Here is a 23,879-nt window from a genome sequence, read left to right as displayed (position 1 = left end):
GATTCCTATGAATGTGAAGCATTGGATGGCTGCTGTGTCGGTCGCGCCGCTGCTGGCCGCATGCGGCGGCGACGGCGACCCGCCGCCCGCGCCGGTGGTCCGGCTGTGCCCGCAGACGATCGACTACAACACTGTGTTCATCGGCGGCTCCGGATCGGGCGAACTCGTGAAGGTGCAGCTCGACACGACGAAGATGACGTATCGCGTGACCTACCTCGCGTCGCCGGTGCCGAGCACCGCCGGCACGGTTCAGCCGACGCGCGACACGGCCCCGGCCAACGTCGTCGACGGCACGCTGGCCGACGAAACCGGCCTGCCGACCGTCAAGCTGAACCAGTGCACGTTCCGGATGCAGAACGCGAGCCTCGATCCGAACCGGCCCGCGCGGCTGTTCCTCGGCGAAGGCGTGCTGGGCGGCGCGATTCCGGGCGCGACGATCCAGTTCGACGGTGTGATCGGGGTCGGCAGGATTCCGAAGACGACGTTCCCGTACTACCCGTTCATCAGCTTCTCGGCACTCGAAACCGATCTGTCGAAGATCGCCGGCGCCTACAACCAGCTCGGCTATCACCAGGTGCCGTCGCAGAGTTTCCAGCCCGTGGCGCTCGACCAGCAGGTGACGATCAACGCGGACGGCAGTTACGTCGAAACCGACAACTTCGGCAAGAAGAACGGCGGGCAGCCGCTCGTGTCGAGCCCGACGGTGAACCAGCCGTTCACGTTGCGCGCCGATGCGCCGGCGTTCCAGTCGCTCAACTACCAGCCGCAGATTGCGCCGACGCTCGCCGCGCTCGATCCCGCGAAGGCCGGCAAGGGGATCCTGATCGTCGGCAAGCTGCGCAATCAGCTCGTACCGATTTTCATCCGCACCGGTGCCGCGAACGCGGACCTCACGCAGGGGCCGCCGAGCGCGGACGACGAATCGGGGATTTCGTTCCTGAGCCCCCGGACGGCGGTCGCGCAGGGGTCGCAAAACGGCGAGTACACGGGTGTCGACAGCGCGTTCAACTACCGCGCAACCGCGCTCGTCGGCGCGCAGGCGACGTTGCTCGATCCGTTCAACGCGTCACAGGCCGCGCTCGCGCGCGCGCTGAACCTCGATTTCACGCAGAAGGTGCCGGGCGTCGTGACGACCGTGCATGCGGATGCGGCGTCGGGGCCGGCGACCGGCAAGTTCGTGTTCACCGGCGGCGTGTTCGGGTTCCTCGACATGGCCGATGCGAGCAATCCGTACTTCACGGTCGGTGCGTTCGTGCAGTGATCGCGCGCGGATGGAGACACGGCGGTGCATGCGCGTACATGCGCGGCGCCGCCCGGACAGAATGAGGGGAGACTTGATGAAGAAGCTGATTGTCGCGGGTGTCGTCGCAGGCGTGTCGACGCTCGCATCGGCCCAGCAGGCGGGCGACAACGTCGCGACGCTGGGCTGGCTGCACATCATGCCGCAGGATTCGACCAACGGGTTGACGACGAATCTGGCGAGCATGCCGATCAACGGGCCGCTGCGTCTGCCCGGGTCGTTCACGTCGCCGGGTACGAGCCTGACCGTCAACAATGCCGATACGGTCGGTCTCACGCTCACGCACTTCTTCACCGACCATATTGCAGTCACGTCGGTGCTCGGCATTCCTCCGGAGTTCACGCTCACGGGGCACGGCGTGATCCGGCCGCCCGGCCCGTCCGGCGCGCTCGGCTCGGTCGACATGGACAAGACGTCGAACCAGCCGGCGGTAAAGAACGCTCGGCAATGGAGTCCGACAGTCATTCTGCAGTACTACTTCAACGCGCCGACCGCGAAGTTCCGCCCGTTCGTCGGGATCGGCGTCGCCTACAGCTGGTTCAGCAACATCGAGCTGAACGGCAACTTCGCGAGAGACATCAACGAGAACCTCGGCAGCGTGCTCGCGGCCGGCGCCGGCAAGCCGGGGCCGACGTCGGTCGAGGGCAAGGCGTCGTCGTCGTTCACGCCGGTCTACAACGTCGGCGCGAGCTATGCGATCGACAAGCATTGGGGACTGACGGCGACGCTCACGTACATGCCGCTGAAGACCTATTCATCGCTGGTAATCAAGGCCGCCGACGGATCGACGCTCGCGACCACGCGCACGCGGTTGAAGGCCGATCCGCTGATCACGTTCGTCGGGATTTCCTACAAGTTCTGAGCCGTGCGGCGCGCATCGCGCGCGCCGGCGGCGTCCTGCGACCGGTCGGCCCGGAGCGATCCGGCCGGACGGTCGCGTTTCTGGCGGCGTGCCGCCATTTGTCAAGAGAGGGGGCAGTGCAAATGAGCATTCGCAAAATCGTATCGCTTGTTGCTGCAGTGGCGTTCACCGCGGTTTCGGCCGCGCCCGCGTTCGCGGTGACCGTGTCGCGCGCGGACGGTCAGCCGATGAATCCGAACGGCGAACCGTTCTCCGCGTCGGGGATCACGACGCTCAGCAAAGGGGCCGTCAACGCGAGCTGCAATGCGACGTTCAACGGCACGATCACGTCGACCGGCATCGTCAGCATCACGTCGACGACGTTCTCGGGCGGCGCGACGTGCGGTCTGATCAGCGGGAGCGCGACGAGCGCGGCACCGTGGACGGGGCAGGCCGACAGCACGACGCAACTGTCGATCAACAACGCGAAGGTGAGCGTCACGCTGCTCGGCACGTGCGGACCGAGCAAGGTCGTGACGACGTGGAGCGATCCGAACTCGTCGCTGACGTTCAACAACGCCGTGCTGACGCCGGACTGTACGGTGAGCGGCACGGTCGCCACGTCGCCGAAGTTCCACGTGCAGTAAGCATCGTGATCGACGCCGGGGCGCCCGCCAGATACGAGGGCCGTGCAAGGATGCGCGGCGGGCGCACCGGTTTCGGCGTCACGCTTGGCGGCGTGACGAACGGGGCGCCGCCCGCGTCGCGATCCGACGCGGGCGGCAATGCAGCGGCCGGTGCGATGGGCGGTGCCGCCTGCGTCGACCGACACGCCAGACCCATTCCGATTCGTAGAACCATTCCGAACCACCATGCTCACCGAGCCCGCGAAGTATGGCGATGCCCGCGGTGCGACGCCCGACCGGCTGCGCACGGCTGCGTGGCTGCAGTATCTGATCGACCACCTGGACGACGCGGCGTGCATCGCGGCGTCCGATGCACGCGCAGCGATCGGCGGGCCGTCGCCCGACGCGCGCGCGCAACCGGGCATGCACCTGTCGCACGACGCGATCGCTGCGTTGCATGAATTCGCACCGTGGACGGCGGCGGGCGGTAGCGGCTGCGCTTGCAACGCGACGGACCCGCGCGAAACATGCATGCACGTACCCGACGCGCGGCAGCTTGCGCACGCGGAGCGACGCTGCCCGGGATCGCGCGCGGTATTCGAATCCGCGCACGGTTTCGTCGACGCGTGGGCGTTCGACGACCCCGACGACGGCTGGGCCGCGCTGGAGCGGATCGTCGGCGGCGTGGATGCCGGATGCGGCGAAGGCGACGCCGCGTACGAGCGCGAAGAACAGCCCGAGATTGACGAAGCGCCGCCTGCGAAAAACCTGAGAGAACGACGCGCGGCCGTCGTGGCGCGTCGCGTGAATCCGTCGGCGCGGCCGGGCGCGATCATCGACGCGAACGTGCTGCACGTCTGCGGGCCCCGCAACGATGCCGCGCGTATCGACGAGCTGGCCGCGCTCGCGATGTTCAGCGCGGAACTGGCCGCCGGCAAAGGGGTGTCCGTCGCTGCGTACGGCGGGCGGCACAACCTCGTCGCACGCGCGATCCGCGACCGGCGCGCGGATCTCGGATCGGTCGCCGGGCTGCTTGCAGCGGTGTCCGTGTGTCGTCTCGACCGGCTCGTCGGCGCGGGCAGCTTCTGGGCGTACTACCTGCTCGCCGGCATCGTGATCGCGGCACCGGACATGGTGCGCGGATTCGCGCGCCGCTTTCACGGCGATGCGTGGAAGGCCTGGCTCGATGAAACGCTCGCATGGCCGGCAGCGGGCCGCTTCGGACGAAACGAAGATGTCGCGTTCGACCGGTTGCGCGGTGCGATGAGCCTGACGTCGCGATCGAACCCGATCGTGCATGCCAAACGCGCGCGGCCGGCCGCGACGTCCGTCGCACGCTTGCGCACGCGCGGCGGCCGCGCCCGGTGAAATGAAAAACGGCCCGCGGCGAGTGTGCCGCGGGCCGCGCCCGTCGTGACTGCCGCGCCCGGCGACGGGCGCTTGCCGACTACACCGTCTCCGGCTGCCGCACTGCCTTCGCGACGTTGCGCGCCATCGCGCCGTTTGCGACGAAGTAGGGGACGTCCACGCGCGCGAGCGGCTTGCGCCCGCGAATCTTGTCCGCGATCTTCTCCGCGATCATGATCGTCGGCGCGTTCAGATTCCCGGTCGTGATGATCGGCATGATCGACGCGTCGACGACACGCAGCCCTTCCAGCCCGTGCACGCGGCCTTCTTCGTCGACGACCGCCATGTCGTCATAACCCATCTTGCACGAGCACGACGGATGGAACGCGGTTTCCGCGCGAGCCCGCACGAACGCGTCGAGCTCCTTGTCGGTCTTGCAGTCGGCGCCCGGGTTCAGCTCGCGGCCGCGATAGCGATCGAGCGCAGGCTGCCGCATGATCTCGCGCGTCGCGCGGATCGCGTCGCGGAACTCGCGCCAGTCGAGCGCCTCGGCCATGTAGTTGAACAGGATGCTCGGATGATCGTTCGGATCGCGCGAACGCAGCTTCACGCGGCCTCGGCTCGGCGAGCGCATCGAGCCGACGTGCGCCTGGAAGCCGTGCATCTCGATCGCGTTCGAGCCGTTGTAGTTGATCGCGACCGGCAGGAAGTGATACTGGATGTTCGGCCACAAATCGTCGTCGCGCGTGCGGATGAAGCCGCCCGCCTCGAAGTGGTTGCTCGCGCCCAGGCCGGTGCCGTTCAGCATCCATTCGAGGCCGATTTTCGGCTGGTTCCACCATTTGAGCGCCGGATACAGCGACACCGGTTCCTTGCATTCGTACTGGATGTACATCTCCAGGTGATCCTGCAGGTTCTGGCCGACGCCAGGCAGATCGAGTACGACCGGAATGTCGAGTTCCTTGAGCCACGCGCCGGGGCCGACGCCCGAGCGCTGCAGCAGTTGCGGCGACGCGATAGCGCCGCTGCAGACGAGCACTTCGCGGCGCGCACGCGCGGTTGCGCGCTCGCTCCCGCGCAGGTACGTGACGCCGGACGCGCGCTTGCCGTCGAACAGGATGCGGTCGGCGAGCGCGTGCGTGACGATCTCGAGATTCGGTCGCGCCTTCGCCTGGTCGAGGTAGCCGCGTGCGGTGCTCGCGCGGCGACCCTTCGGCGTGACGGTGCGATCCATCGGGCCGAAGCCTTCCTGCTGATAGCCGTTCAGGTCGTCGGTGCGCGGATAGCCTGCCTGCACGCCCGCGTCGACCATCGCCTCGAACAGCGGGTTCGCGCCCGGCTTGCTGGTCGTGACCGACACGGGGCCGTCGCCGCCGTGATAGTCGTTCGGGCCGATGTCGCGCGTTTCGGCCTTCTTGAAGTACGGCAGGCAGTCGAGATACGTCCAGTTCTCGAGCCCCTTGTGCGTCGACCAGTTGTCGTAGTCGAGCGCATTGCCGCGGATGTAGCACATCCCGTTGATCAGCGACGAGCCGCCGAGCCCCTTGCCGCGACCGCATTCCATCCGGCGGTTGTCCATGTGCGGCTCGGGATCGGTTTCGTAGGCCCAGTTGTAGCGGCGGCCCTGCAGCGGATAGGCGAGTGCCGCCGGCATCTGCGTACGGAAGTCGAAGCGGTAGTCGGGGCCGCCCGCTTCGAGCAGCAGCACCGTGACGTTCGGATCTTCCGTCAGGCGCGTCGCGAGCACGTTGCCCGCGGAACCGGCGCCGCAGATGATGTAGTCGTATTCGCGTGTCGTCATGACGGGTTAACTCCTCTCGTTCTCAAAACACCGGGTTGTAGCGGCCGAGCTCGACCTGTACCGACTTGATGCGAGTGTAGTGTTCGAGCGTCGTGATGCCGTTCTCGCGTCCGACACCGGATTGCTTGTATCCGCCAACCGGCATTTCGGCCGGCGATTCGCCCCACGTGTTGATCCAGCAGATGCCGGCTTCGAGGCGATGGATCGTGCGATGCGCGCGCGACAGGTTCTCGGTGACGACCCCGGCGGCCAGGCCGTAGTGCGTGTCGTTCGCACGGGCGACTACTTCGTCCTCCGATTCGAACTCGAGAATGCTCATCACCGGACCGAAGATTTCCTCGCGCACGATCTTCATGTCGTCGCGGCAGTCGCCGAACACGGTCGGCGCGACATACTGGCCGCTGGCGAAGTGGCCTTCGGTCAGCCGCGTGCCGCCGGCGAGCAGTTTCGCGCCTTCGGCCTTGCCGCTTTCGATGAAGCCGAGCACCTTGTCGAGCTGCGCGGCCGACACGAGCGGACCGAAGTTGGTGTCCGCATCGGTCGGCTTGCCGACGCGGATGCGCTTCACGCGTTCGAGCACCTTCTGCGTGAAGGCGTCCTTGATCGAGCGATGCACGAATACGCGCGTGCCGTTCGTGCAGACCTGGCCGGAGCTGAAAAAGTTGGCGGTGACCGCGATGTCGGCCGCGCGGTCGAGGTCCGCATCGTCGAACACGATCAGCGGCGACTTGCCGCCGAGCTCCATCGTCACTTCCTTCAGCGACGACGCGCCGGCGAGCGACATTACCTTCTTGCCGGTCTCGACGCCGCCGGTGAACGACACCTTCGCAATGTCCGGATGGCCGGTGAGCAGCGCGCCGACCGAGCCGTCGCCCTGCACGACGTTGAACACGCCGGCCGGCACGCCGGCTTCGGTATAGATTTCCGCAAGTTTCAGTGCGGTGAGCGGCGTGACTTCGCTCGGCTTGAACACCATCGCATTGCCGGCCGCAAGCGCCGGCGCCGTCTTCCAGCACGCGATCTGGATCGGGTAGTTCCACGCGCCGATGCCTGCGCATACACCGAGCGGCTCGCGGCGCGTGTAGACGAACGATTCGGCGCGCAGCGGCACCTGCAGCCCTTCGATCGCGGTTGCGAGGCCCGCGTAGTACTCGATCACGTCCGCGCCGGTGACGATGTCGACCGCGAGCGTCTCGCCGATCGGCTTGCCGGTGTCGCGCGTTTCGATCGCCGCGAGCTCGTCGTTGCGGTCGCGCAGCAGCTCGACCGCGCGGCGCAGGATGCGCGAGCGCTGCATCGCGGTCATCGCCGCCCATTCGCGCTGGCCTTCCTGCGCCGACGCGACCGCCCGGTCGACGTCGGCCGCGCTCGCCTGCTGCACCTGCGCGAGCAGTTCGCCGGTGGCCGGATCGAAGGTGTCGAAAGTCTTGCCGCTGGTGGCGTCGACGTAACCGCCGCCGATGTAGAGGCGCTGCAAACCGTATACGGACATGAGGATCTCCTTGAGGGCGACTGCGTCGCGCGTCAGTGGGACGCGAGCAGCAGGTCGATGTAATCGTTGGCGAGCTTCAGTGCAGCCCGGGTATCGATCGGGCCGCCGGCCAGCGCGCCGCGCAGCCACAGGCCGTCGATCAGCGCCGCAAGGCCGCTGGCGGCTTCGCGTGCCTTCGCACGCGGCAGCGCCTTCGCGAATTCGGCGCACAGGTTCGAATGGAGGCGGCGCGTGTTGACATGCTGCAGCCGCTTGAGCATGGCGTCGTGCATGCTCTGCGACCAGAACGCGAGCCACGTCTTCATTACCGGTGCGCTGACCTGCGTGTCGTCGAAGTTCGCGGCGACGATCGCGCGCAGCCGCGAACGCGGATCTTTGCGGGCGGCGACGCGGCGCTGCGTGGTGGCGGCCCACAGATCGCGCAGCACGTGGCGCATCGTCGCTTCGAGGAGACCGTCCTTGTCGCCGAAGTAGTGGCTGACGATGCCGGTCGAGATATTCGCGCGCTGCGCGACCGATGCGAGCGTCGTGCCGGGCAGGCCGGCCTCGTCGATCGAGCGCAGCGTCGCGTCGATCAACTGTGCGCGGCGAATCTCCCGCATTCCGACTTTCGGCATCGCGACTCCCTTCGCCCGGACGGGCCCGTTGCTGGAAGTCGTGAGCTTAGCGGTTTTTTATTGATCGTTCAATCAAAGAAAAAATAAGGGTCCGAGTAATAAATCCGCCAACAGGCGGGGCGCTGACCGTGGCAACGATTGTGCGGATGCGGAAAAATCGATTGAAAGCAGGTTAAATAATTTTAAGTTTGTTTAAAACGTCGAGAGTCTCGGCGGCTTAATAGGTGCGGTAGTTTCAAATTCCGATTCATTACATCTCGAAAGAATGTCGAATTCCGTCAGATTTGTAAATTTCAAAGTATTTGCAGGTTCATCCGGCGGGCTGTCAATTTGGCCGAATGCGTTTCAATCACGCGATTGGGTGGTGCGTAATCAATTGAATTTGAAGAGAATATTCTTCTATGTTCGATGGTGTGGCACTGCCTCGCAAACGATTGCCATTCACTGTCGACGAACTTCGCATACCATAAAAAACACCGGAAAAATTTGAATCGCCCGTATTTCCGGATGGACTAGAGGGGATCGTTGGAATGACTTGAGTAAGTAATATTGCCCGTATTAGTATGGCGCCGCACTTCAAGGAATGAATCGGCGCCGCGCGAATTTGCCGCGGTGCATCGGCAATGAGCGCGGGCAATAACCGCGACGCGGCGGGCGCCGGCCCTTGCGCACCGCAGCATGCCGTGACGCCGAGATGCCGCATCCACCGGAGAACGACGATGCCGACCGAAAAACACGTGGTCCCGCTACCGAATGGTCTGAAGGTCTACGTCGAACGGAACGTGTTCGACCCGTCGTTCGATACGGCGATGCTCGTCAACGGCGCGCTCGCGACGACCGCGTCGTTCGGGCAGACCGTCCAGTACCTCGGTGAGCGGATGAATACGATCTGCTTCGACTTGCCGTATGCGGGGCAGTCGCGCCAGTACAACCCCGGCCGCTTCATCCTGACCAAGGACGACGAGGCCGCGATTCTCCAGTACCTCGTCGAGCGCTTTGCGCCGGCGTTCCTCGTGTCGGTGTCGTGGGGCGGCGTCGCGTCGCTGTTCGCACTCGCTCGCGGGTGCCCGAGCGTGCGGCGCGCGGCGATCTGCTCGTTCTCGCCGTTCCTGAACGACGCGATGGTCGATTACGTGACGCGCGCCCGCGATCACATCGCGGCCGGCGAGAACCTGAAGGCCGCGCAGTTGCTGAACGATACGGTCGGCCGCTACCTGCCGCGCATCATGAAGCTGTACAACTACCGTTATCTGACGCGCCTGCCCCGAGACGAGCAGGACCAGGTCGCGTTCCACGTCGACCAGATCCTGTCGCTGCAACCGGAGCGTTACCTGAGCGAGTTCGCGAACATCGGCTGCGAGCTGCTGTTCCTGAACGGCGAGCGCGACGAATACACGACGCCGGCCGACGTTCGCCAGCTCGGCGCACACGTGCCGCGCGCGCGCTTCGCGACGATCCTCGACGCCGGGCATTTTCTCGACATCGAGGGCCGCGCGCAGCGTGAAAGCACGCGCGCCGCGCTCCTTGGCTTCTTCTGCGACGCGCCGCCTGCCGCCGCGAGCGTCGCGCCCGACGCCGCGCATGCGTGCGTGTCCGCGCCGATGCCGGCGCTGTCGTCGTAGTCCCGTACTGCGCGCACCGGCCCGCCGGGCGCGTTCGAATTCTCATCCACACGAGGCAGGCCAGCCGTGAATATCGTTCAGACCATCGCCATCGTCGTTCCGTGGGCCGTGTGGCTCGCTTACTGGATCGCGACGTCGCAGGCCGTGAAGACGACCGTGCGCAAGGAGGCGTCGCGCTCGCGCACGCTGCAGTCGATTCCGCTGATCGTCGGCGGCGCGCTGATCGTCCTGCCCGATCCGTCGTGGCAGGCGCTCGCGCCCGACTGGCACCGCTTCGGACTGCAGGCGCAATGCGGGCTCGCGGTGCTCGTTGCCGGGCTGCTGTTCTCGGTATGGGCACGGCTGCATCTCGGCACGAACTGGAGCGTATCCGTCACGCTGAAGGAAAACCACGAGCTCGTGCGCACCGGCCCGTACGGCCTCGTGCGCCATCCGATCTACACCGGTTGCCTGATCGCGCTCGTCGGCGCCGCGCTGATCGGCGGCGAATGGCGCGGTGCGTTCGGCGTGGCGCTCGTATTCGCGTCGCTCGCGTACAAGGTGCGCGTCGAGGAGAGCTGGCTTACCGGCTATTTCGGCGCGGCGTACACCCAGTATCGCCGCGAGGTCGCGGCGCTGATCCCCGGCTTCTACTGATTTCCGCGAGGCGCGCGATGGCGAAGGTGATCGTGACGGCGATCGGCTCGGCGGGCGACGTGCATCCGCTGCTCGGCGTCGCGCGCGCGCTCGCGACGCGCGGCCACGACGTCGTGTTCTGCACGCACCCGCCGTTCGAAGCGAGCGTGCGCCGCTGCGGCTTCGCGTTTGTGCCGGTCGGCACGGCGGCCGAGTACGACGCGGCGATGGCGAACCCGGCACTGTGGGATCCGCGCACGTCGTTTCGTACGCTGTGGCAGGTGATCGCGCCGGTGCTGCGCCCGCATTACGACGCGCTGCGCGCGCTGACCGATCGCGATACCGTGCTGGTCGGCACGCTGTGGGCGTTTTCCGCGCGCTTCATGCAAGAGCTGCATCGCACGCCATATGTGTCGGTGCAGGTGTCGCCGTCGACGCTGCTGTCCGCGCACGTGCCGCCTACACATCCGCGCCTCACGATTCCCGCGCGCTGGCCGCTGCCGGTGAAGGCGGCGTTGATGACGCTGATCGAGCGGCAGGTGCTGGACCGTGTGTGCGGGCCGGCGCTCAATGCGGTGCGGGATGAACTCGGGCTCGCACCTGCGCGGCGCGTGCTCGGTCGCTGGCTGCATTCGACCGACGGCGTGCTGTGCCTGTTTCCCGGCTGGTTCGCGCCCGCGCAGCGCGACTGGCCCGCGCATTGTGTGCAGAGCGGCTTTCCGCTGTTCAACGACGTCGCCACACCCGCAGACGATCCGGCGCTCGAGGCATTTCTGGCGGCCGGCGAGCCGACCGTGGTGTTCACGGCCGGGTCGACGCTTGTCGACCACGCTGCGTATGCGCGCGCGGTCGCGCACGCGACGCGTGCCGTCGGTGCACGCGGCATTTTGTTGAGCGCGCATGATGCGGCGCCGGGCGACGACCAACTGCTGGTGCGCCGTTTCGTGCCGATGCGCACGTTGCTGCCGCGGTGCCGCGCACTCGTGCATCACGGCGGAATCGGCACCGCGGCGCTCGCGTTCGAAGCCGGCATTCCGCAGGTCGTCACGCCGTTCGCGCACGATCAGTTCGACAACGCGCAGCGCGTCGCGGCGAGCGGCAGCGGGGTGCGCGTCGATGGTCCCGTCGACGGCGTGCGCATGGGCGAGGCGCTCGCGCGCGTGCTCGGCGAACCCGACTTCGCGCGCCATGCGCAGCGCGCGCGTGCGCTGATCCACGCCGCGCCGGACGGCTGCGAGGCGGCCGCCGACTTCATCGAGCGCTTCGCGCCGAAGCCGGGCCGCGTGCCGGCTTCGGGCGCTGTCGCGACGGCGGGCGCATGAGTACGGCGTCGTCGCCCCGACACGCGCCGGCCAGCGCCGGCGCGGGCGATTCGGTATCCGCCGCTGCGGCGCCCGTGCGCGGTGCGCGGCTCGCGCTGCTGACCTTCGCGCTGTCGCTCGCGACTTTCATCGAAGTGCTCGACTCGACCGTGACGAACGTCGCGGTGCCGGCGATCTCCGGCAGCCTCGGCGTATCGAACAGCCAGGGCACGTGGGTGATCAGCTCGTACTCGGTCGCGGCGGCGATAGCGGTGCCGCTGACCGGCTGGCTCGCACGGCGCGTCGGCGAACTGCGGCTGTTCGTCGGCGCGGTTCTGCTCTTTACGCTGACGTCGCTACTGTGCGGTCTCGCGCGCGACCTGCACGTGCTGGTCGTGTGCCGCGCGCTGCAGGGGCTGTGCTCGGGGCCGATGGTTCCGCTGTCGCAGACGATTCTGCTGCGCACGTTTCCGCCCGACAAGCGCACGGTCGCGCTCGCGCTGTGGGCGATGACGGTGCTGCTCGCGCCAATCTTCGGGCCGGTGGTCGGCGGCTGGATCGTCGACAGCTTCTCGTGGCCGTGGATCTTCCTGATCAATCTGCCGATCGGGTTGTTTTCGTTCGCGGTGTGCACGGCAATGCTGCGGCCCGACGCGCAGCGCGGCGCGGCCGGCCCCATCGACGTGCCTGGCATCGTGCTGCTCGTGATCGGCGTCGGCTCGCTGCAGGCGATGCTCGATCTCGGCCACGACAAGGGCTGGTTCGATTCGCCGTTGATCGTCACGCTCGGGGTGATCGCGGCGCTCGCGATCGTTTCGCTGTTGATCTGGGAGGCGGGCGAAGCGCATCCGGTCGTCGACCTGAGCCTGTTTCGCGACCGCACGTTCTCGTTCTGCGTGCTCATCATCTCGCTCGGGATGATGAGTTTCTCGGTGGTGGGCGTCGTGTTTCCGCTGTGGATGCAGGCGGTGATGGGCTACAACGCGTTCCATGCGGGGCTCGCGACCGCATCGCTCGGCGTGCTCGCGCTCGTGTTCTCGATCCTCGTCGGCCTGCACGCGCACCGCTTCGATGCACGCGTGCTCGCGACGTTCGGCTTCGTCGTGTTCGCAGCCGTGCTCGCATGGGACGCGCACTTCACGCTGAAGATGACGTTTCTGCAGATCGCCGCGCCGGGGCTGATTCAGGGCATCGGGCTGCCGTGCTTCTTCATTCCGCTGACGGCCGCGACGCTGTCGCGCATTCCGGACGACCGGCTCGCCGCCGCGTCGAGCCTGTCGAACTTCCTGCGTACGCTGTCGGCCGCGTTCGGCACCGCGATGAGCGTGACGCTGTGGGACAACCGCGCGACTTATCACTACGACGTCGTGTCGCAGTCGGTCACGCATGCGTCGGCCAACACGCAGCGCTTCGTGCATACGCTGAACGCGATGGGCGTCGATGGCGCGCGCGAGCTGTCGACGCTGCACCACGTCGTGATGCAGCAGGCCTACATGATGGCGACGGGCGACATGTTCTGGATGGCGAGCATGACCTGCGTCGTGCTCGCCGCGATGATGTGGCTGACGCGGCCGAAGCGCGGCGCGGCGGCTTCGTTCGGACATTGAGGAGGAGCGGCATGACGACACTCGGCGCACTCGTGATCCTGTATCACCCGACCGACGCTCAGCTCGAGGCGCTCGCCGCGTGGCGGCATGCGTGCGACGCGCTGCTCGTCGTCGACAATACGCCGCGGCCCGATGGGCGCGTGCGCGAGTTGTGCGCACGCGACGGCATCGCGCTGCTGCATCACGGCAATCGTGGCGGAATCGCGGGCGCGTACAACGCGGGGCTGGCCGCGCTGTTCGGCAACGGCGTCGATGCCGTTGCGCTGTTCGATCAGGACTCGTCGGTGCCGCCGGGGTACTTCGCGACGATGCGCGGCGTCTGCGCGACGCGCGCGGCGCGCCCGTTCCTCGCCGGCCCGCGCATCTTCGACGAGAACGCGCAAAGCTTCCTGCCGGAGCTCGCGACGAACGGGATCGGCTTGCGCCGGCTGAACCTCGCGCCCGACGCGCCGCTGCAGCGCTGCGCGTTCCTGATCTCGTCAGGCTGCGTCGTGTCGCGCGCCGCATTCGACGTGCTCGGCCGCTTCGACGAGGCGCTGTTCATCGATCACGTCGACACGGAGTACAGCTTCCGCGCGCTCGCGCGCAACGTGCCGCTCTATGTCGTGCCGTCGCTGGTGCTGTCGCACCGGATCGGCGCGAAGCAGCGTCACTCGTTCGGCCCTTTCGAAATGACGTCGATGAATCACTCGTGGCAACGGCGCTACTACAGCGCGCGCAACGCGGTGCAACTCGGCATCCAGTACGGGTTGCGTTTTCCGGTGGCGATCGTGCCGAATCTGCTGACCGTGTGGCAGGTCGTGCAGATCGCGCTCGTCGAGCGCGACAAGCGCGCCAAGCTTGCCGGCATCCTGTTCGGCATCGCGGACGGCCTGTTCGGACGGCTCGGCCCGCTCGAGCGGACGCGGCCGCGCCTTGCCGCGCGCGCGCAGCGCATTCAGCACGGGTGAGGGACGCGATGGAACGGGTCACGAAGGCGGCGCGCGCAGCGCAGGGCGGCTGGACGATCGTGGCGGCGGCAGCGCTGCTGACGCTCGGCGGGTGCGTGCCGTCGGGCTTTTTGCCGTCGCTGTCGCTGCGTGCTCCGGCCGGCGACGCGCTCGCGCAGACCGCCGGGCCGGGCGCGAACGGCGCGTGGCCCGCGCCCGACTGGGTCACGCAACTGCAGGATCCGCAACTCGACGAACTCGTCGCCGAGGCAGCGCAGAACAATCCGGATCTGCAGGTCGCGCAGGCGCGGCTGCGAATCGCGCAGGCGCAGCTTCAGCAGTTCGATTCGCTGACGGGATTGACCGGAACGGCGGGTGCGACGGTCAGCCGTGCGCGGATGCCGAAACCGGGCGACATCGCCGACGTGACGGCCGGCGGCTATCGCGTGCCGGTGGAGATTTTCGGCGATCCGGTCGTGTCGCCGTCGTCGGTGTTCGTCGGGTTGAACTACCAGCTCGACCTGTGGGGCAAGAACCGCGCGGCGACGAAGAGCCTGATGTCGCTGCGCGACGCGTCAGCAGTCGAGGCAGAGCAGGTGCGGCTCACGCTCGCGGTTGCGATCGTCACCGTGTATTGCCAGCTCGACCAGGCGTACGCGGTGCGCGACCTCCTGCAGGAGAAACTGAAGATCGGTCAGCGCGTGACGGCCGTACTACGCGAGCGCACCGCGCGCGGCCTGGACAATGCATACGACGCGAGCGATGCGTCGATCAAGCGCAGCCGCCTGCTCGCGCAGATCGCGCTGAACGACGAGCAGATCAGACTCGCGCAACTGCAGCTCGGCGTGCTGTCCGGCCGCGGCCCCGAGCGCGGACTGTCGCTGCAGCGGCCGCGCGTCGGCGCGTTCGCCGGCGGCGCGCTGCCCGCCAGGCTGCCGGCCGACCTGCTCGGCCGCCGACCCGATATCGTCGCCGCGCGGCTGCGCGTCGAGGCCGCGTTCGCGAATGCCGATTCGACACGCGCCCAGTTCTATCCGGACGTGAACCTCGTCGCGCTCGGCGGCGTGTTCGCGCTGACGCCCGCATCGCTGTTCTCGCGGGACTCGCTGGCTGGTTCGGTCGGCCCGGCAGTCTCGCTGCCGATTTTCGATCGCGGCCGGCTGAAGGCGAAGCTCGGTGCGGACGTCGCGCAGGCAGACGTTGCGATCGGGCTGTACAACAAGACCGTCGACGACGCGCTCGGGCAAGTCGCGCAGCTCGTCACATCGCTGCAGACCGCGCAGACGCTCGTTGCGCAGCAACAGGACGCCGTGGCCGCCGCGCAGAAAATCGTGCAGATCGCGGCCGATCGCCATCGGCGCGGCGTGCTGATGCAGAAGGATGTCGATGTCGCGGACCTGACGCTGATCGACGAACGTGCGCAGCTGATCGCGTTGCTCGGCAAGCAGCGGACGCTGCGGGTCGGATTGATCGGCGCGCTGGGCGGCGGATTCGATGCGCGCGCAACGACTGCTGAGGCCGCTACGCCGGGTGCGCGTGCCGCGCAAAGCGCGCACAACGCGCGAGCGAAGCGTGGCGGGACGGCGAACGCCGTCGCCGGCGACGCGACGGACGCGGGCGCGCAAGCACGTCGAGCGGCCGTGTCGGGCAGCGCCGCCGCGGTGCGCATCGCACCGGCCGATCGTTCGGCTGCGGTCGTGATTCAGAGCGGCGGCGCGAACGTCGGCACGGTCGGTGCGAGCATCGACGCGAGCACGAGCAAACGCGCTGCAGCACCCGCTGTCGCCGCCGCCCCGCGGGCGTCCGCGATTCCCTCGTTTCAGCATGACCGCCTGATCGTTACGCAAAGCGACTGATGCACCACGACAATCTTCATACCGCCGCGCAGCCGGCCGCACTGACCGACCCGGCTCTCGATGCGCGCCGCGCGACGCGCCGCAAGCGCTTCATGGTTTTCTTTGCGCTCGTATTGTTGGCCGCCTTCGTCTGGATCGCTTTCTGGCTGCTGCACGACCGCTATTACGAAGACACCGACGACGCTTACGTCGCGGGCAGCGTCGTGCAGGTCGCCGCGCAGATCCCGGGCGCCGTTACCGACGTGCTGGTCGCCGACACACAGGCCGTGCGCGCCGGGCAGACGCTGGTGAAGCTCGACGATACGGAAGCGTCCGTCGCGTTCGCGCAGGCGAAGGCGCAGCTCGCGCAGGCGGTGCGACAGGTCGCGAACGCAAAGATCTCGAATGCGATGTACGTGGAGGCCGTGAATGCGCGCCAGGCCGACCTGTGGCTCGCGCAGCGCGCGCTTGCCGCGCGCTCGGGGGCATCGGTCGAGATTGTCGCGCCGGAGGAGCTCGCACGTGCGCGCGCGGCCGTGGCCGGCGCGCAGGCGAACCTCGCAGCCGCGCAGGCGCAGCTGGAAGCCGCGCGCGCGCTCGGCACGCGGCTTCCCGTCGACGAAAGCCCGGCAGTGGTGCAGGCGGCCGCGCAGTTCAAGCTCGCGTACCGGAACCTGAAGCGCACGACGATCGTTGCGCCGGTAGACGGGACGATCGGCCAGCGTTCGGTGCAGGTTGGCCAGCAGGTCGGGCCCGGCGTGCCGCTGATGTCGATCGTGCAACTGAACCGTCTGTGGATCGAAGCGAATTTCAAGGAAGGGCAGATTCGTCACATGCGTATCGGCCAGCCGGTCGACGTGGTGTCGGACCTGTACGGATCGCGCGTCGTCTATCGCGGCCGTGTGCAGGGATTTTCGGCCGGGACCGGCAGTGCATTCTCGATGCTGCCGTCGCAGAATGCGGCCGGCAACTGGATCAAGGTCGTGCAGCGCGTGCCGGTCGTGATTGCGGTCGACCCGCGTGACCTGGCCGCGCATCCGCTGCGGGTCGGCTTGTCGATGCGCGCGACGGTCGACACGCGCAACCGCGACGGACACGCGCTCGACAGCGAGCCGCCGACGCCGCCCGTCAGCACGCGCGTGCACGACGGCGTGGCGAGCGATGCGGAAGCGGCCGCTGCCGCGATCATCCGCGAGAATCAGGGCGGGTAATGCACGATCGGGCGGCGCGCCGCCCAGGTGCGCTCGGCCGTGCGACTCGACCGGCAGGCCGGACCAACCGCGCCGGATCGTCCTCCGGCCGTGCGTTCCGGACCGCCGTGCCCCGCGTGCCGGCTCCCGCCCCGACTTTCGCATTTCCGCCATCGATGTCGGCGCCGTTCAAACGCATGTCGGGTTTGAGACATCGGCGCCCCCGTCTCCGGGACTACTCTCGAACAGCACGTTGCGTGCGTGTCCGCATCCGCCGCCGCATCGCGACGCCATCCAACGAGACATGGAGACAATACGATGAGCAGCAATCGAGGTGTCGTCTATCTTGGGCCGGGCAAGGTCGAAGTTCAGAAGATCGATTATCCGAAGATGGTCGACCCGACCGGCCGCGCGATCGGCCACGGCGTGATCCTGAAAGTCGTCAGCACGAACATCTGCGGGTCCGACCAGCACATGGTGCGCGGCCGCACGACTGCGCCGATCGGCCTGGTGCTCGGTCACGAGATCACCGGCGAAGTGATCGAGGCGGGCCCGGACGTCGAGACGCTGAAAATCGGCGATCTCGTGTCGGTGCCGTTCAACGTCGCGTGCGGCCGCTGCGCGATGTGCAAGGACACGCATACGGGCGTCTGCCTGAACGTGAACCCGTCGCGTGCCGGCGGCGCGTACGGCTACGTCGACATGGGCGGCTGGATTGGCGGCCAGGCCGAGTACGTGCTCGTGCCGTATGCCGACTTCAACCTGCTGAAATTTCCGGACCGCGATCAGGCGATGGCGAAGATCCGCGACCTGACCTGCCTGTCCGACATTCTGCCGACCGGTTATCACGGCGCGGTCAGTGCGGGCGTGAAGCCGGGCTCGACGGTCTATATCGCCGGCGCAGGCCCGGTCGGGATGGCGGCGGCCGCATCGGCGCGTCTGCTCGGCGCCGCGGTGACGATCGTCGGCGACATGAACGCGGAACGCCTCGCACATGCGCGTGCGATGGGCTTCGAGACGGTCGACCTGTCGAAGGACGCATCGCTCGGCGAGCAGATCGAACAGATCCTCGGCGTACCGGAGATCGACTGCGCGGTCGACTGCGTCGGCTTCGAGGCGCACGGCCACGGCTCGTCGGGCCACTCGGAGGAAGCGCCCGCAACGGTGCTGAACTCGCTGATGGAAATCACGCGGCCCGCCGGCGCGATCGGCATCCCGGGCCTGTACGTGACGGATGATCCGGGCGCGAAGGACAAGGCCGCGCAGCATGGCAGCCTCAGCATCCGCTTCGGCCTCGGCTGGGCGAAGTCGCACTCGTTCTTCACGGGCCAGACGCCGGTGCTGAAATACAACCGCAACCTGATGCAGGCGATCCTGTTCGACCGCTTGCCGATCGCGAAGATCGTCAACGTCGAAGTGATCTCGCTCGATCAGGCGCCCGAAGGCTACAAGAAGTTCGACGGCGGCGCGCCGCGTAAATTCGTGATCGATCCGCACGGGTTGCTCGCGGCCTGACGCACGAACGGCACGCAAGCAGCGGGCGGCGCCGGAAGCGGCGCCGCCCGCTTTTTGCTGTGGGCGCTGCGAAGCGACAGCGTGCGGCGTCGCTATCGATGAATCCCGATCGCGGCGTGCCGTTCAAGAAATGGAACCGGTGCACGCCGCGCGTTCAATGCCCGCGGTAGAGCTCGGCCATTTGCATCTCGGTAGCCACGGCGCGATGCTTGTGGCGAGCGTGCATGCTCACGCGGTGGATCGGGTGCGGGCGGCGAGCGGCGCCTTTCCAGTCGGCGACGCGCATGCCGCTGCGTACGCTGTCCGGCCCGCGAACCTGCGGTGCATGTCGAGCGAGCGTCGTCGCCGCGCGCGCCGACGTGCGGGCAGCCGCGTGTCCGCTCGCGCGTGCGGGCGTGCCGGTATCGGCAACGGGCGCCGCGGCGGCCACCTGTGCCGGCTCGCCCTCGGTTGCGCGCGCGGCGTCGGCCGGGGCGCGCAATGGAAGCACGGGTGGGGGCGCGACCGGCTGCGTCGGCGTTGCATCCGCCGCATGCGCACCGGCGTTGATCGTTGCCGCGTCCCGCGCACCCTGGCCTCGACAGACGGGGTCGGCTCGGCACATCCGGTCGAACGTCACGTAACCGCCGACCATCAGCACGAGCGTGAGGATGCTCAGCAGCGGCGCGCTGGATGCGCGCGGCCGCCGTTGCGCCGCGCCGCGCACCGCGGCCGCGACGCGCGACGACCAGGTCGGCGCGGGTTGCGGCGGGTGCGGCGCATGCATCGGGGGGGCCGGCTGCGTGTCGTAGCGCGCGTCGCCGAGTGGCGCGAACGGCCAGTTCCCCAGTCCGCAGACGGGGCACCGCTTGCGCGCGCGAAACGCCATGAAACCGCACTGCCGGCAGCGCTGGCTGACGGCGCCGCGCACGTCGGCACGCAAAGATAGCGCGCCGCGCAGCGTGTCGCGTGTGCGGACCTTCCGGTTGGGCATGACTCGCATGGTCGTTGCTACCTCGTTTGCTGTTGCTGCCGCGCGAGCGTACCGATGGTTCGCATCGCGTCCTCGACGGCAGGGGTCCACGGCCGGCCATAGTTCAGCCGGACATAACGGCGAAAGGCGCCCGTCACGGAAAAGATCGGGCCGGGCGCAACGCTCACGCCGTTCTCCATCGCTTCGTCGAACAATCGCATCGCATCGACGTGCGGCGGCAATTCCATCCAGAGGAAATAGCCGCCGCGCGGCGCATACACCTGGGTGTCGGACGGAAAATACGCGCGAACGGCCGCCAGCATCTGCGCCTGATGCGCGGCCAGATTGCGCCGCAGCCGGCGCAGAAAGCGGTCGTACGCGCCATTGCGCAGGTAACTCGAGATGGCCAGTTGTGCGGGCACGTCCGCCGCCGGCGCGCTCGCGTTCTTCACATGACCGACCTGCTTCGCATAACGGCCGGCCGCCACCCACCCGACGCGGAAACCGGGCGCGAGACATTTCGAGAACGAGCCGCAATGAAGGACGAGCCCGTCGTCGTCGTACAGTTTCGCGGGGCGGGTGGGCGTCGGGCCGAAGTGCAGTTCGCCATACACGTCGTTCTCGATCAGCGGTATTTTTCGCGTCGCGAGCAGATCGACCAGCGCGTGCTTGCGCTCGTCGGGCAACGTCGCGCCGGTGGGATTGTGGAACGACGTCATGAACCAGCATGCGCGCACCGGATGCGTGTCGAGCGCGTCGGCGAGCGCGTCGAGATCGAGCCCGGTGCGCGGATCGACCGGGATTTCGATGGCCTTCAGGTGCAGCCGCTGCACCGTCTGCAGCACCGCGGGGAACGCCGGGCGTTCGATCGCGACGATGTCGCCCGGCCGCGTGAGCGCCTGCAGGCACAGCGTCAGCGCTTCGGCTGCGCCGGTCGTGATGACGATCTCGTCCATCGGCAACGACGCCCCCGCATTCAGGTAGCGCGATGCGATCTGGCGACGCAGCGCTTCGTGCCCCGGCGGCAGCCCGGCGAGCAGTTTCGCGCGGTCCATGTTGCGGGCCGCCGATGCCGCGAACCGCCACAGGCTGCTCATTGGAAACAGCGAGTAACTCGCGAACGTGGAACCGAGCGGCACGATGTCGTCGCGCTTGAGCGAGTCGGCCAGCTGGAACAGTGCACCGTCGTCGCCGGTTTGGGCCGCCCCCGGCTTGCGCGGCACGTCGTGATCTGCCCGCACGCGTTTGTCGTGAAGGTTCGAAACGAAATAACCGGAGCGTGCGCGCGCCGTGATCAATCCCTCGCTTTCCAGCGTGTAGTAAGCGCGAAACACGGTGGAAGGGCTGACACGGTACGCACGGCAAGCCGCGCGCACCGTGGGAATGCGCGCGCCAGCCGCGAGGTCGCCGCGCCGGATCGCGTCGGCAATCATCTGTGCGAGCTCCGCGTATCGCTTCATGCCTGCCCTCCGGCCCGCAGGCCGTCGCTGAAAAAAAGAGTAGCACGGCGTTCGTCGCGTTCAATCCCGCCCCCAATCGCCGCACCACCGATTGCTGATCCGCACGTTCCGGCGCCCGTCTGATCCTTTTCTTCAGACGACAGAACCGGCATCCTCCGCAAGTTTCATTCCCGACGTCCGACCGATATGGAATTTCACGCGGCCCGCTCCCCGGATCCGTGACCCCGCTCAGTGTGCGGGGACCTCGGCACGGCGTCCTCGACCCTCGTCAACCTACCCGGAAGTAACCAGCGTGAAATTGAAGTTCCTCGCCGTGACCATCGTGGCCGGCATCGCGGCCCATCTGTTCAGCAGCACCGCATCGGCAGCCTGCATCAGCAATCCTCCGACTCAGTCGAACGCGTCGTTCCCCGCCGCACTGACCGGCAAACTCGTCTATCACAGCTACGTCAAGTACGGCGACGGTACGAGCCAGCTGTTCCTGTACGATTTCTCCGCGCATACGCTCACGCAACTCAGCAAGAGCAGCTGGGGCATCACCGATCCGATGAACGGCGTGTTCAGCCCCGACGGCAAGTGGCTCGCATTCATGGGCATCAGCAACGGTGCGTGGAACGTGTTCATGCTGCAGCTCGGGGCGGGCACGGCGCCCGTCAACCTGACGCACAGCACCGGCGCGACGCGCAACGAGGATCCGAAGTTCAGCGCGGACGGCAAGACGCTCGTGTTCAAGCAGAACGGCGACGTGAAGCAGGGCACGCTGTCGTACACGAGTGCGGGGCCGGTATTCACGTCCGTCGTGAGCCTGACCAATGCGCCGGCCGGCGCCGAATACTCGATGCCGTTCCTCGCGCCGGACGCGAGCGCCGTGTACTACGCGACGGGCACCGGGTCGAACATGGGCCTGATGAAGCGCACGATCGCGACCGGCGCGACAGCGGTATTCGATCATCCTGCCGGGCTACAGACCTATTACCCGATCGTGCGCGCGGACGGCATGGTGTTCTACGCGCGCTGGAAGGACAGTGGCGGCGCCGACCAGATCTACGCGAAGACCGCCGATCCGGCATCGACGCCCAATGTGCTGCCGGTCAACGACTGCATGAGCAACAACTCGGATCCGGCGCCGGTGAGCGGCACGAACTACGTGTTCTTCTCGTCGACGACGGCGGGCGGCTATCAGCTCTACGTCGGCGACGTGACGACGGGCCAGCGCTGGAGCCTGTCGCAGTTCGGCGTGAATGCCGATTCGAACAAGGCGAAGCTTGGGTCGAATTACTACGGCGGCCCCGCGAGCGCGCAGCCGACCCTGCTGTCGCAAGGGCGTCCTGCTGCCGCATCGGCGAGCTACAACGCGACGCTCACGGCCGACAAGGCGTTCGACGGCAACACGACCAGCACGCGCTGGGATTCGCCAGAAGGCGCGGGCGTCGATCCGCAATGGATCTCCGTCGATCTCGGGGCGGTGAAGAAGATCAGCAGCGTCGACCTCTACTGGGATGCCGGCGCGCTCGTCTATCAGATCCAGACGTCGAACGACAATGTGAACTGGACGACGGTCTACTCGACGAACAACGGCGTGTCGTACGGTCACGTTACGCTGCCGAACCTGAACGCGCAGGGGCGCTACGTGCGGATGCTCGGGACCAAGCGGGCGACGCAGTGGGGATATTCGCTCGACGAAATGCAGGTGTGGGGATCGTAAGCGCAAATGAAAAGCGGCCGTGACGGCCGCTCTTCATATTCAATCACGCTCGCTTCACGCGTGGGCCATATGCGTCTGAAACGCCGGGGTCGGCGTCGGCGTCCCCGCGCCCTGCGCGAGCGGCGCGACCTGCTTGCGGCGTTCGCGCGTCGGTGCGACGCCGAACGCGTCGCGATAGCTCTTGCTGAAGTGGCACGCCGACTGGAAGCCGCACGCCATCGTGATGTGCATGATCGACATGTCGGTCTGCAGCAGCAGTTCGCGCGCGCGCCGTAGCCGCAGCGTCAGGTAGTAGTGCGTCGGCGTCATCCCGAGGTGCTCGCGGAACAGGCGCTGCAGCTGGCGCTGCGACATGTTCGCGAGCCGCGCGAGTTCCTCGCGCGACAGCGGTTCCTCGATGTTGTTCTCCATCAGCGAGATCACTTCGAACAGCGACTTGTTCGCGGAGCCGAGCCGCGCGACGAGCGGCATCCGTTGTTGCGCGCTGGTATCGCGCACGTGTTCGACGATGAACTGCTCGGCAATCTGCGTAACGCGTGCGGTGCCCACGCGCGCGGCGATCAGGTTCAGCATCATGTCGAGCGGCGCGACGCCGCCGGTGCACGTGATGCGGTCGCGATCGACCACGAACAGTTCCTTCAGGAAGCGCGTGTCCGGAAACTCTTCCTTCAGCGCCGACATGTTCTCCCAGTGAATCGCGCACGCGTAGCCCGCGAGCAGCCCCGACTTCGCGAGTGCATACGTGCCCGTGCACAGACTGCCGAGCGGGATGCCGGCGCGCGCGAAGCGGCGCAGCGTCGACAGATGGGCGGGCGTCGTCGCGCGCTGCACGTCCACGCCGCCGCAGACGAATACGATATCCGGCTGCCCCGCGCACTCGGCCGGCCCCGTGTCGACCGTGAGCCCGTTGCTCGCCGTGACCGGGCCGCCTTCCGGGCTGATCACCGACCAGCGGTAGAGCGGCTGTCCGCTCAGGTAGTTCGCCATCCGAAGCACCTCGATCGCATTCGTGAACGCGATCATCGTGAAGTTCGGTAAAGGCATGAACGCGAAGTGAGACAGCGACGCTGTGCGGTCGGGCGACATGGGGAGCGTTCCTTGAATCTCTAATAGCTTTTGGCCCG

19 protein-coding genes are annotated in these 23,879 nt (G+C 67.4%); 13 read left to right on the top strand and 6 right to left on the bottom strand.

Features of this window, described 5'->3' with window-relative positions:
- The first annotated feature begins 7 nt into the window (after positions 1-7).
- From WK25_RS27730 to WK25_RS27715, 4 genes are all read left to right on the top strand, one after another.
- A complete protein-coding gene (locus WK25_RS27730) occupies positions 8-1,261 on the top strand; it encodes a DUF2957 domain-containing protein (protein ID WP_069243299.1) in 1,254 nt (417 codons plus the stop codon).
- Between the two features lie 76 nt (positions 1,262-1,337).
- Positions 1,338-2,162: an OmpW/AlkL family protein gene (locus WK25_RS27725; RefSeq protein WP_040138623.1), complete on the top strand. Its 825-nt coding sequence runs from the start codon at positions 1,338-1,340 to the stop codon at positions 2,160-2,162.
- Between the two features lie 122 nt (positions 2,163-2,284).
- Positions 2,285-2,788: a hypothetical protein gene (locus tag WK25_RS27720; RefSeq protein WP_040138622.1), complete on the top strand. Its 504-nt coding sequence runs from the start codon at positions 2,285-2,287 to the stop codon at positions 2,786-2,788.
- A gap of 225 nt (positions 2,789-3,013) precedes the next feature.
- Positions 3,014-4,135 (top strand): hypothetical protein, encoded by a 1,122-nt coding sequence (locus tag WK25_RS27715; RefSeq protein ID WP_069243298.1) that lies wholly within the window; start codon positions 3,014-3,016, stop codon positions 4,133-4,135.
- A 79-nt stretch (positions 4,136-4,214) separates the two neighbouring features.
- On the opposite strand, the gene betA is transcribed toward WK25_RS27715, so the two are convergent.
- Genes betA through betI form a run of 3 tightly spaced genes read right to left on the bottom strand, consistent with a single transcriptional unit; the run spans position 4,215 to position 8,024 of the window.
- Positions 4,215-5,915, bottom strand: a complete 1,701-nt coding sequence (gene betA, locus WK25_RS27710) for a choline dehydrogenase (protein ID WP_040138620.1) — start codon at positions 5,913-5,915, stop codon at positions 4,215-4,217.
- Positions 5,916-5,937: 22 nt separating this feature from the next.
- Positions 5,938-7,407, bottom strand: coding sequence for a betaine-aldehyde dehydrogenase (gene betB, locus WK25_RS27705; RefSeq protein WP_040138619.1), 1,470 nt, complete (start codon positions 7,405-7,407; stop codon positions 5,938-5,940).
- Positions 7,408-7,439: 32 nt separating this feature from the next.
- Complete coding sequence (betI, locus tag WK25_RS27700; protein WP_040138618.1) at positions 7,440-8,024, bottom strand: transcriptional regulator BetI; 585 nt, start codon at positions 8,022-8,024, stop codon at positions 7,440-7,442.
- A 719-nt stretch (positions 8,025-8,743) separates the two neighbouring features.
- Between betI and WK25_RS27695 the strand changes: the two genes are divergently transcribed.
- The 8 genes from WK25_RS27695 to fdhA all read left to right on the top strand — a co-directional run bounded on the left by WK25_RS27695 (position 8,744) and on the right by fdhA (position 18,638).
- Positions 8,744-9,646, top strand: coding sequence for an alpha/beta fold hydrolase (locus WK25_RS27695; RefSeq protein ID WP_069243570.1), 903 nt, complete (start codon positions 8,744-8,746; stop codon positions 9,644-9,646).
- A 66-nt stretch (positions 9,647-9,712) separates the two neighbouring features.
- Positions 9,713-10,282, top strand: a complete 570-nt coding sequence (locus tag WK25_RS27690; protein ID WP_040138616.1) for a methyltransferase family protein — start codon at positions 9,713-9,715, stop codon at positions 10,280-10,282.
- Positions 10,283-10,299: 17 nt separating this feature from the next.
- Entirely contained in the window at positions 10,300-11,583 is a 1,284-nt protein-coding gene (locus WK25_RS27685; RefSeq protein WP_069243297.1) for a glycosyltransferase, read from the top strand.
- A complete protein-coding gene (locus tag WK25_RS27680) occupies positions 11,580-13,169 on the top strand; it encodes a DHA2 family efflux MFS transporter permease subunit (protein WP_069243296.1) in 1,590 nt (529 codons plus the stop codon). Before WK25_RS27685 ends, WK25_RS27680 begins: the two co-directional genes overlap by 4 nt.
- Before the next feature lie 11 nt (positions 13,170-13,180).
- The gene (locus tag WK25_RS27675; RefSeq protein WP_069243295.1) at positions 13,181-14,119 is read left to right on the top strand and encodes a glycosyltransferase family 2 protein; all 939 of its coding nucleotides are present in this window, start codon (positions 13,181-13,183) and stop codon (positions 14,117-14,119) included.
- An 8-nt stretch (positions 14,120-14,127) separates the two neighbouring features.
- On the top strand, positions 14,128-15,954 hold the full coding sequence (locus tag WK25_RS27670; protein ID WP_069243294.1) for an efflux transporter outer membrane subunit: 1,827 nt from the start codon (positions 14,128-14,130) through the stop codon (positions 15,952-15,954).
- Positions 15,954-17,144, top strand: a complete 1,191-nt coding sequence (locus WK25_RS27665) for an HlyD family efflux transporter periplasmic adaptor subunit (RefSeq protein ID WP_040138611.1) — start codon at positions 15,954-15,956, stop codon at positions 17,142-17,144. The genes WK25_RS27670 and WK25_RS27665 overlap by 1 nt, the downstream gene beginning before the upstream one ends.
- A 297-nt stretch (positions 17,145-17,441) precedes the next feature.
- Positions 17,442-18,638: a formaldehyde dehydrogenase, glutathione-independent gene (fdhA, locus tag WK25_RS27660; protein ID WP_040138610.1), complete on the top strand. Its 1,197-nt coding sequence runs from the start codon at positions 17,442-17,444 to the stop codon at positions 18,636-18,638.
- Between the two features lie 154 nt (positions 18,639-18,792).
- On the opposite strand, the gene WK25_RS27655 is transcribed toward fdhA, so the two are convergent.
- The gene (locus tag WK25_RS27655; protein ID WP_069243293.1) at positions 18,793-19,620 is read right to left on the bottom strand and encodes an ATP-dependent serine protease; all 828 of its coding nucleotides are present in this window, start codon (positions 19,618-19,620) and stop codon (positions 18,793-18,795) included.
- An 8-nt stretch (positions 19,621-19,628) separates the two neighbouring features.
- Positions 19,629-21,050, bottom strand: coding sequence for a PLP-dependent aminotransferase family protein (locus WK25_RS27650; protein WP_069243292.1), 1,422 nt, complete (start codon positions 21,048-21,050; stop codon positions 19,629-19,631).
- Positions 21,051-21,342: 292 nt separating this feature from the next.
- On the opposite strand from WK25_RS27650, the gene WK25_RS27645 reads away from it, so the two are divergent.
- Entirely contained in the window at positions 21,343-22,755 is a 1,413-nt protein-coding gene (locus WK25_RS27645; RefSeq protein WP_069243291.1) for a discoidin domain-containing protein, read from the top strand.
- Between the two features lie 54 nt (positions 22,756-22,809).
- On the opposite strand, the gene WK25_RS27640 is transcribed toward WK25_RS27645, so the two are convergent.
- Positions 22,810-23,841 carry a GlxA family transcriptional regulator gene (locus WK25_RS27640; RefSeq protein ID WP_040138606.1) on the bottom strand — a complete coding sequence of 344 codons (1,032 nt, stop codon included), beginning with the start codon at positions 23,839-23,841 and terminating at the stop codon, positions 22,810-22,812.
- Positions 23,842-23,879 lie beyond the last annotated feature (38 nt).

The organism is Burkholderia latens (assembly GCF_001718795.1).
Lineage (GTDB): Bacteria > Pseudomonadota > Gammaproteobacteria > Burkholderiales > Burkholderiaceae > Burkholderia > Burkholderia latens_A.
The sequence above is the reverse complement of the archived record's forward strand: the minus strand, read 5'-3'. Positions and strand labels throughout refer to the sequence as shown.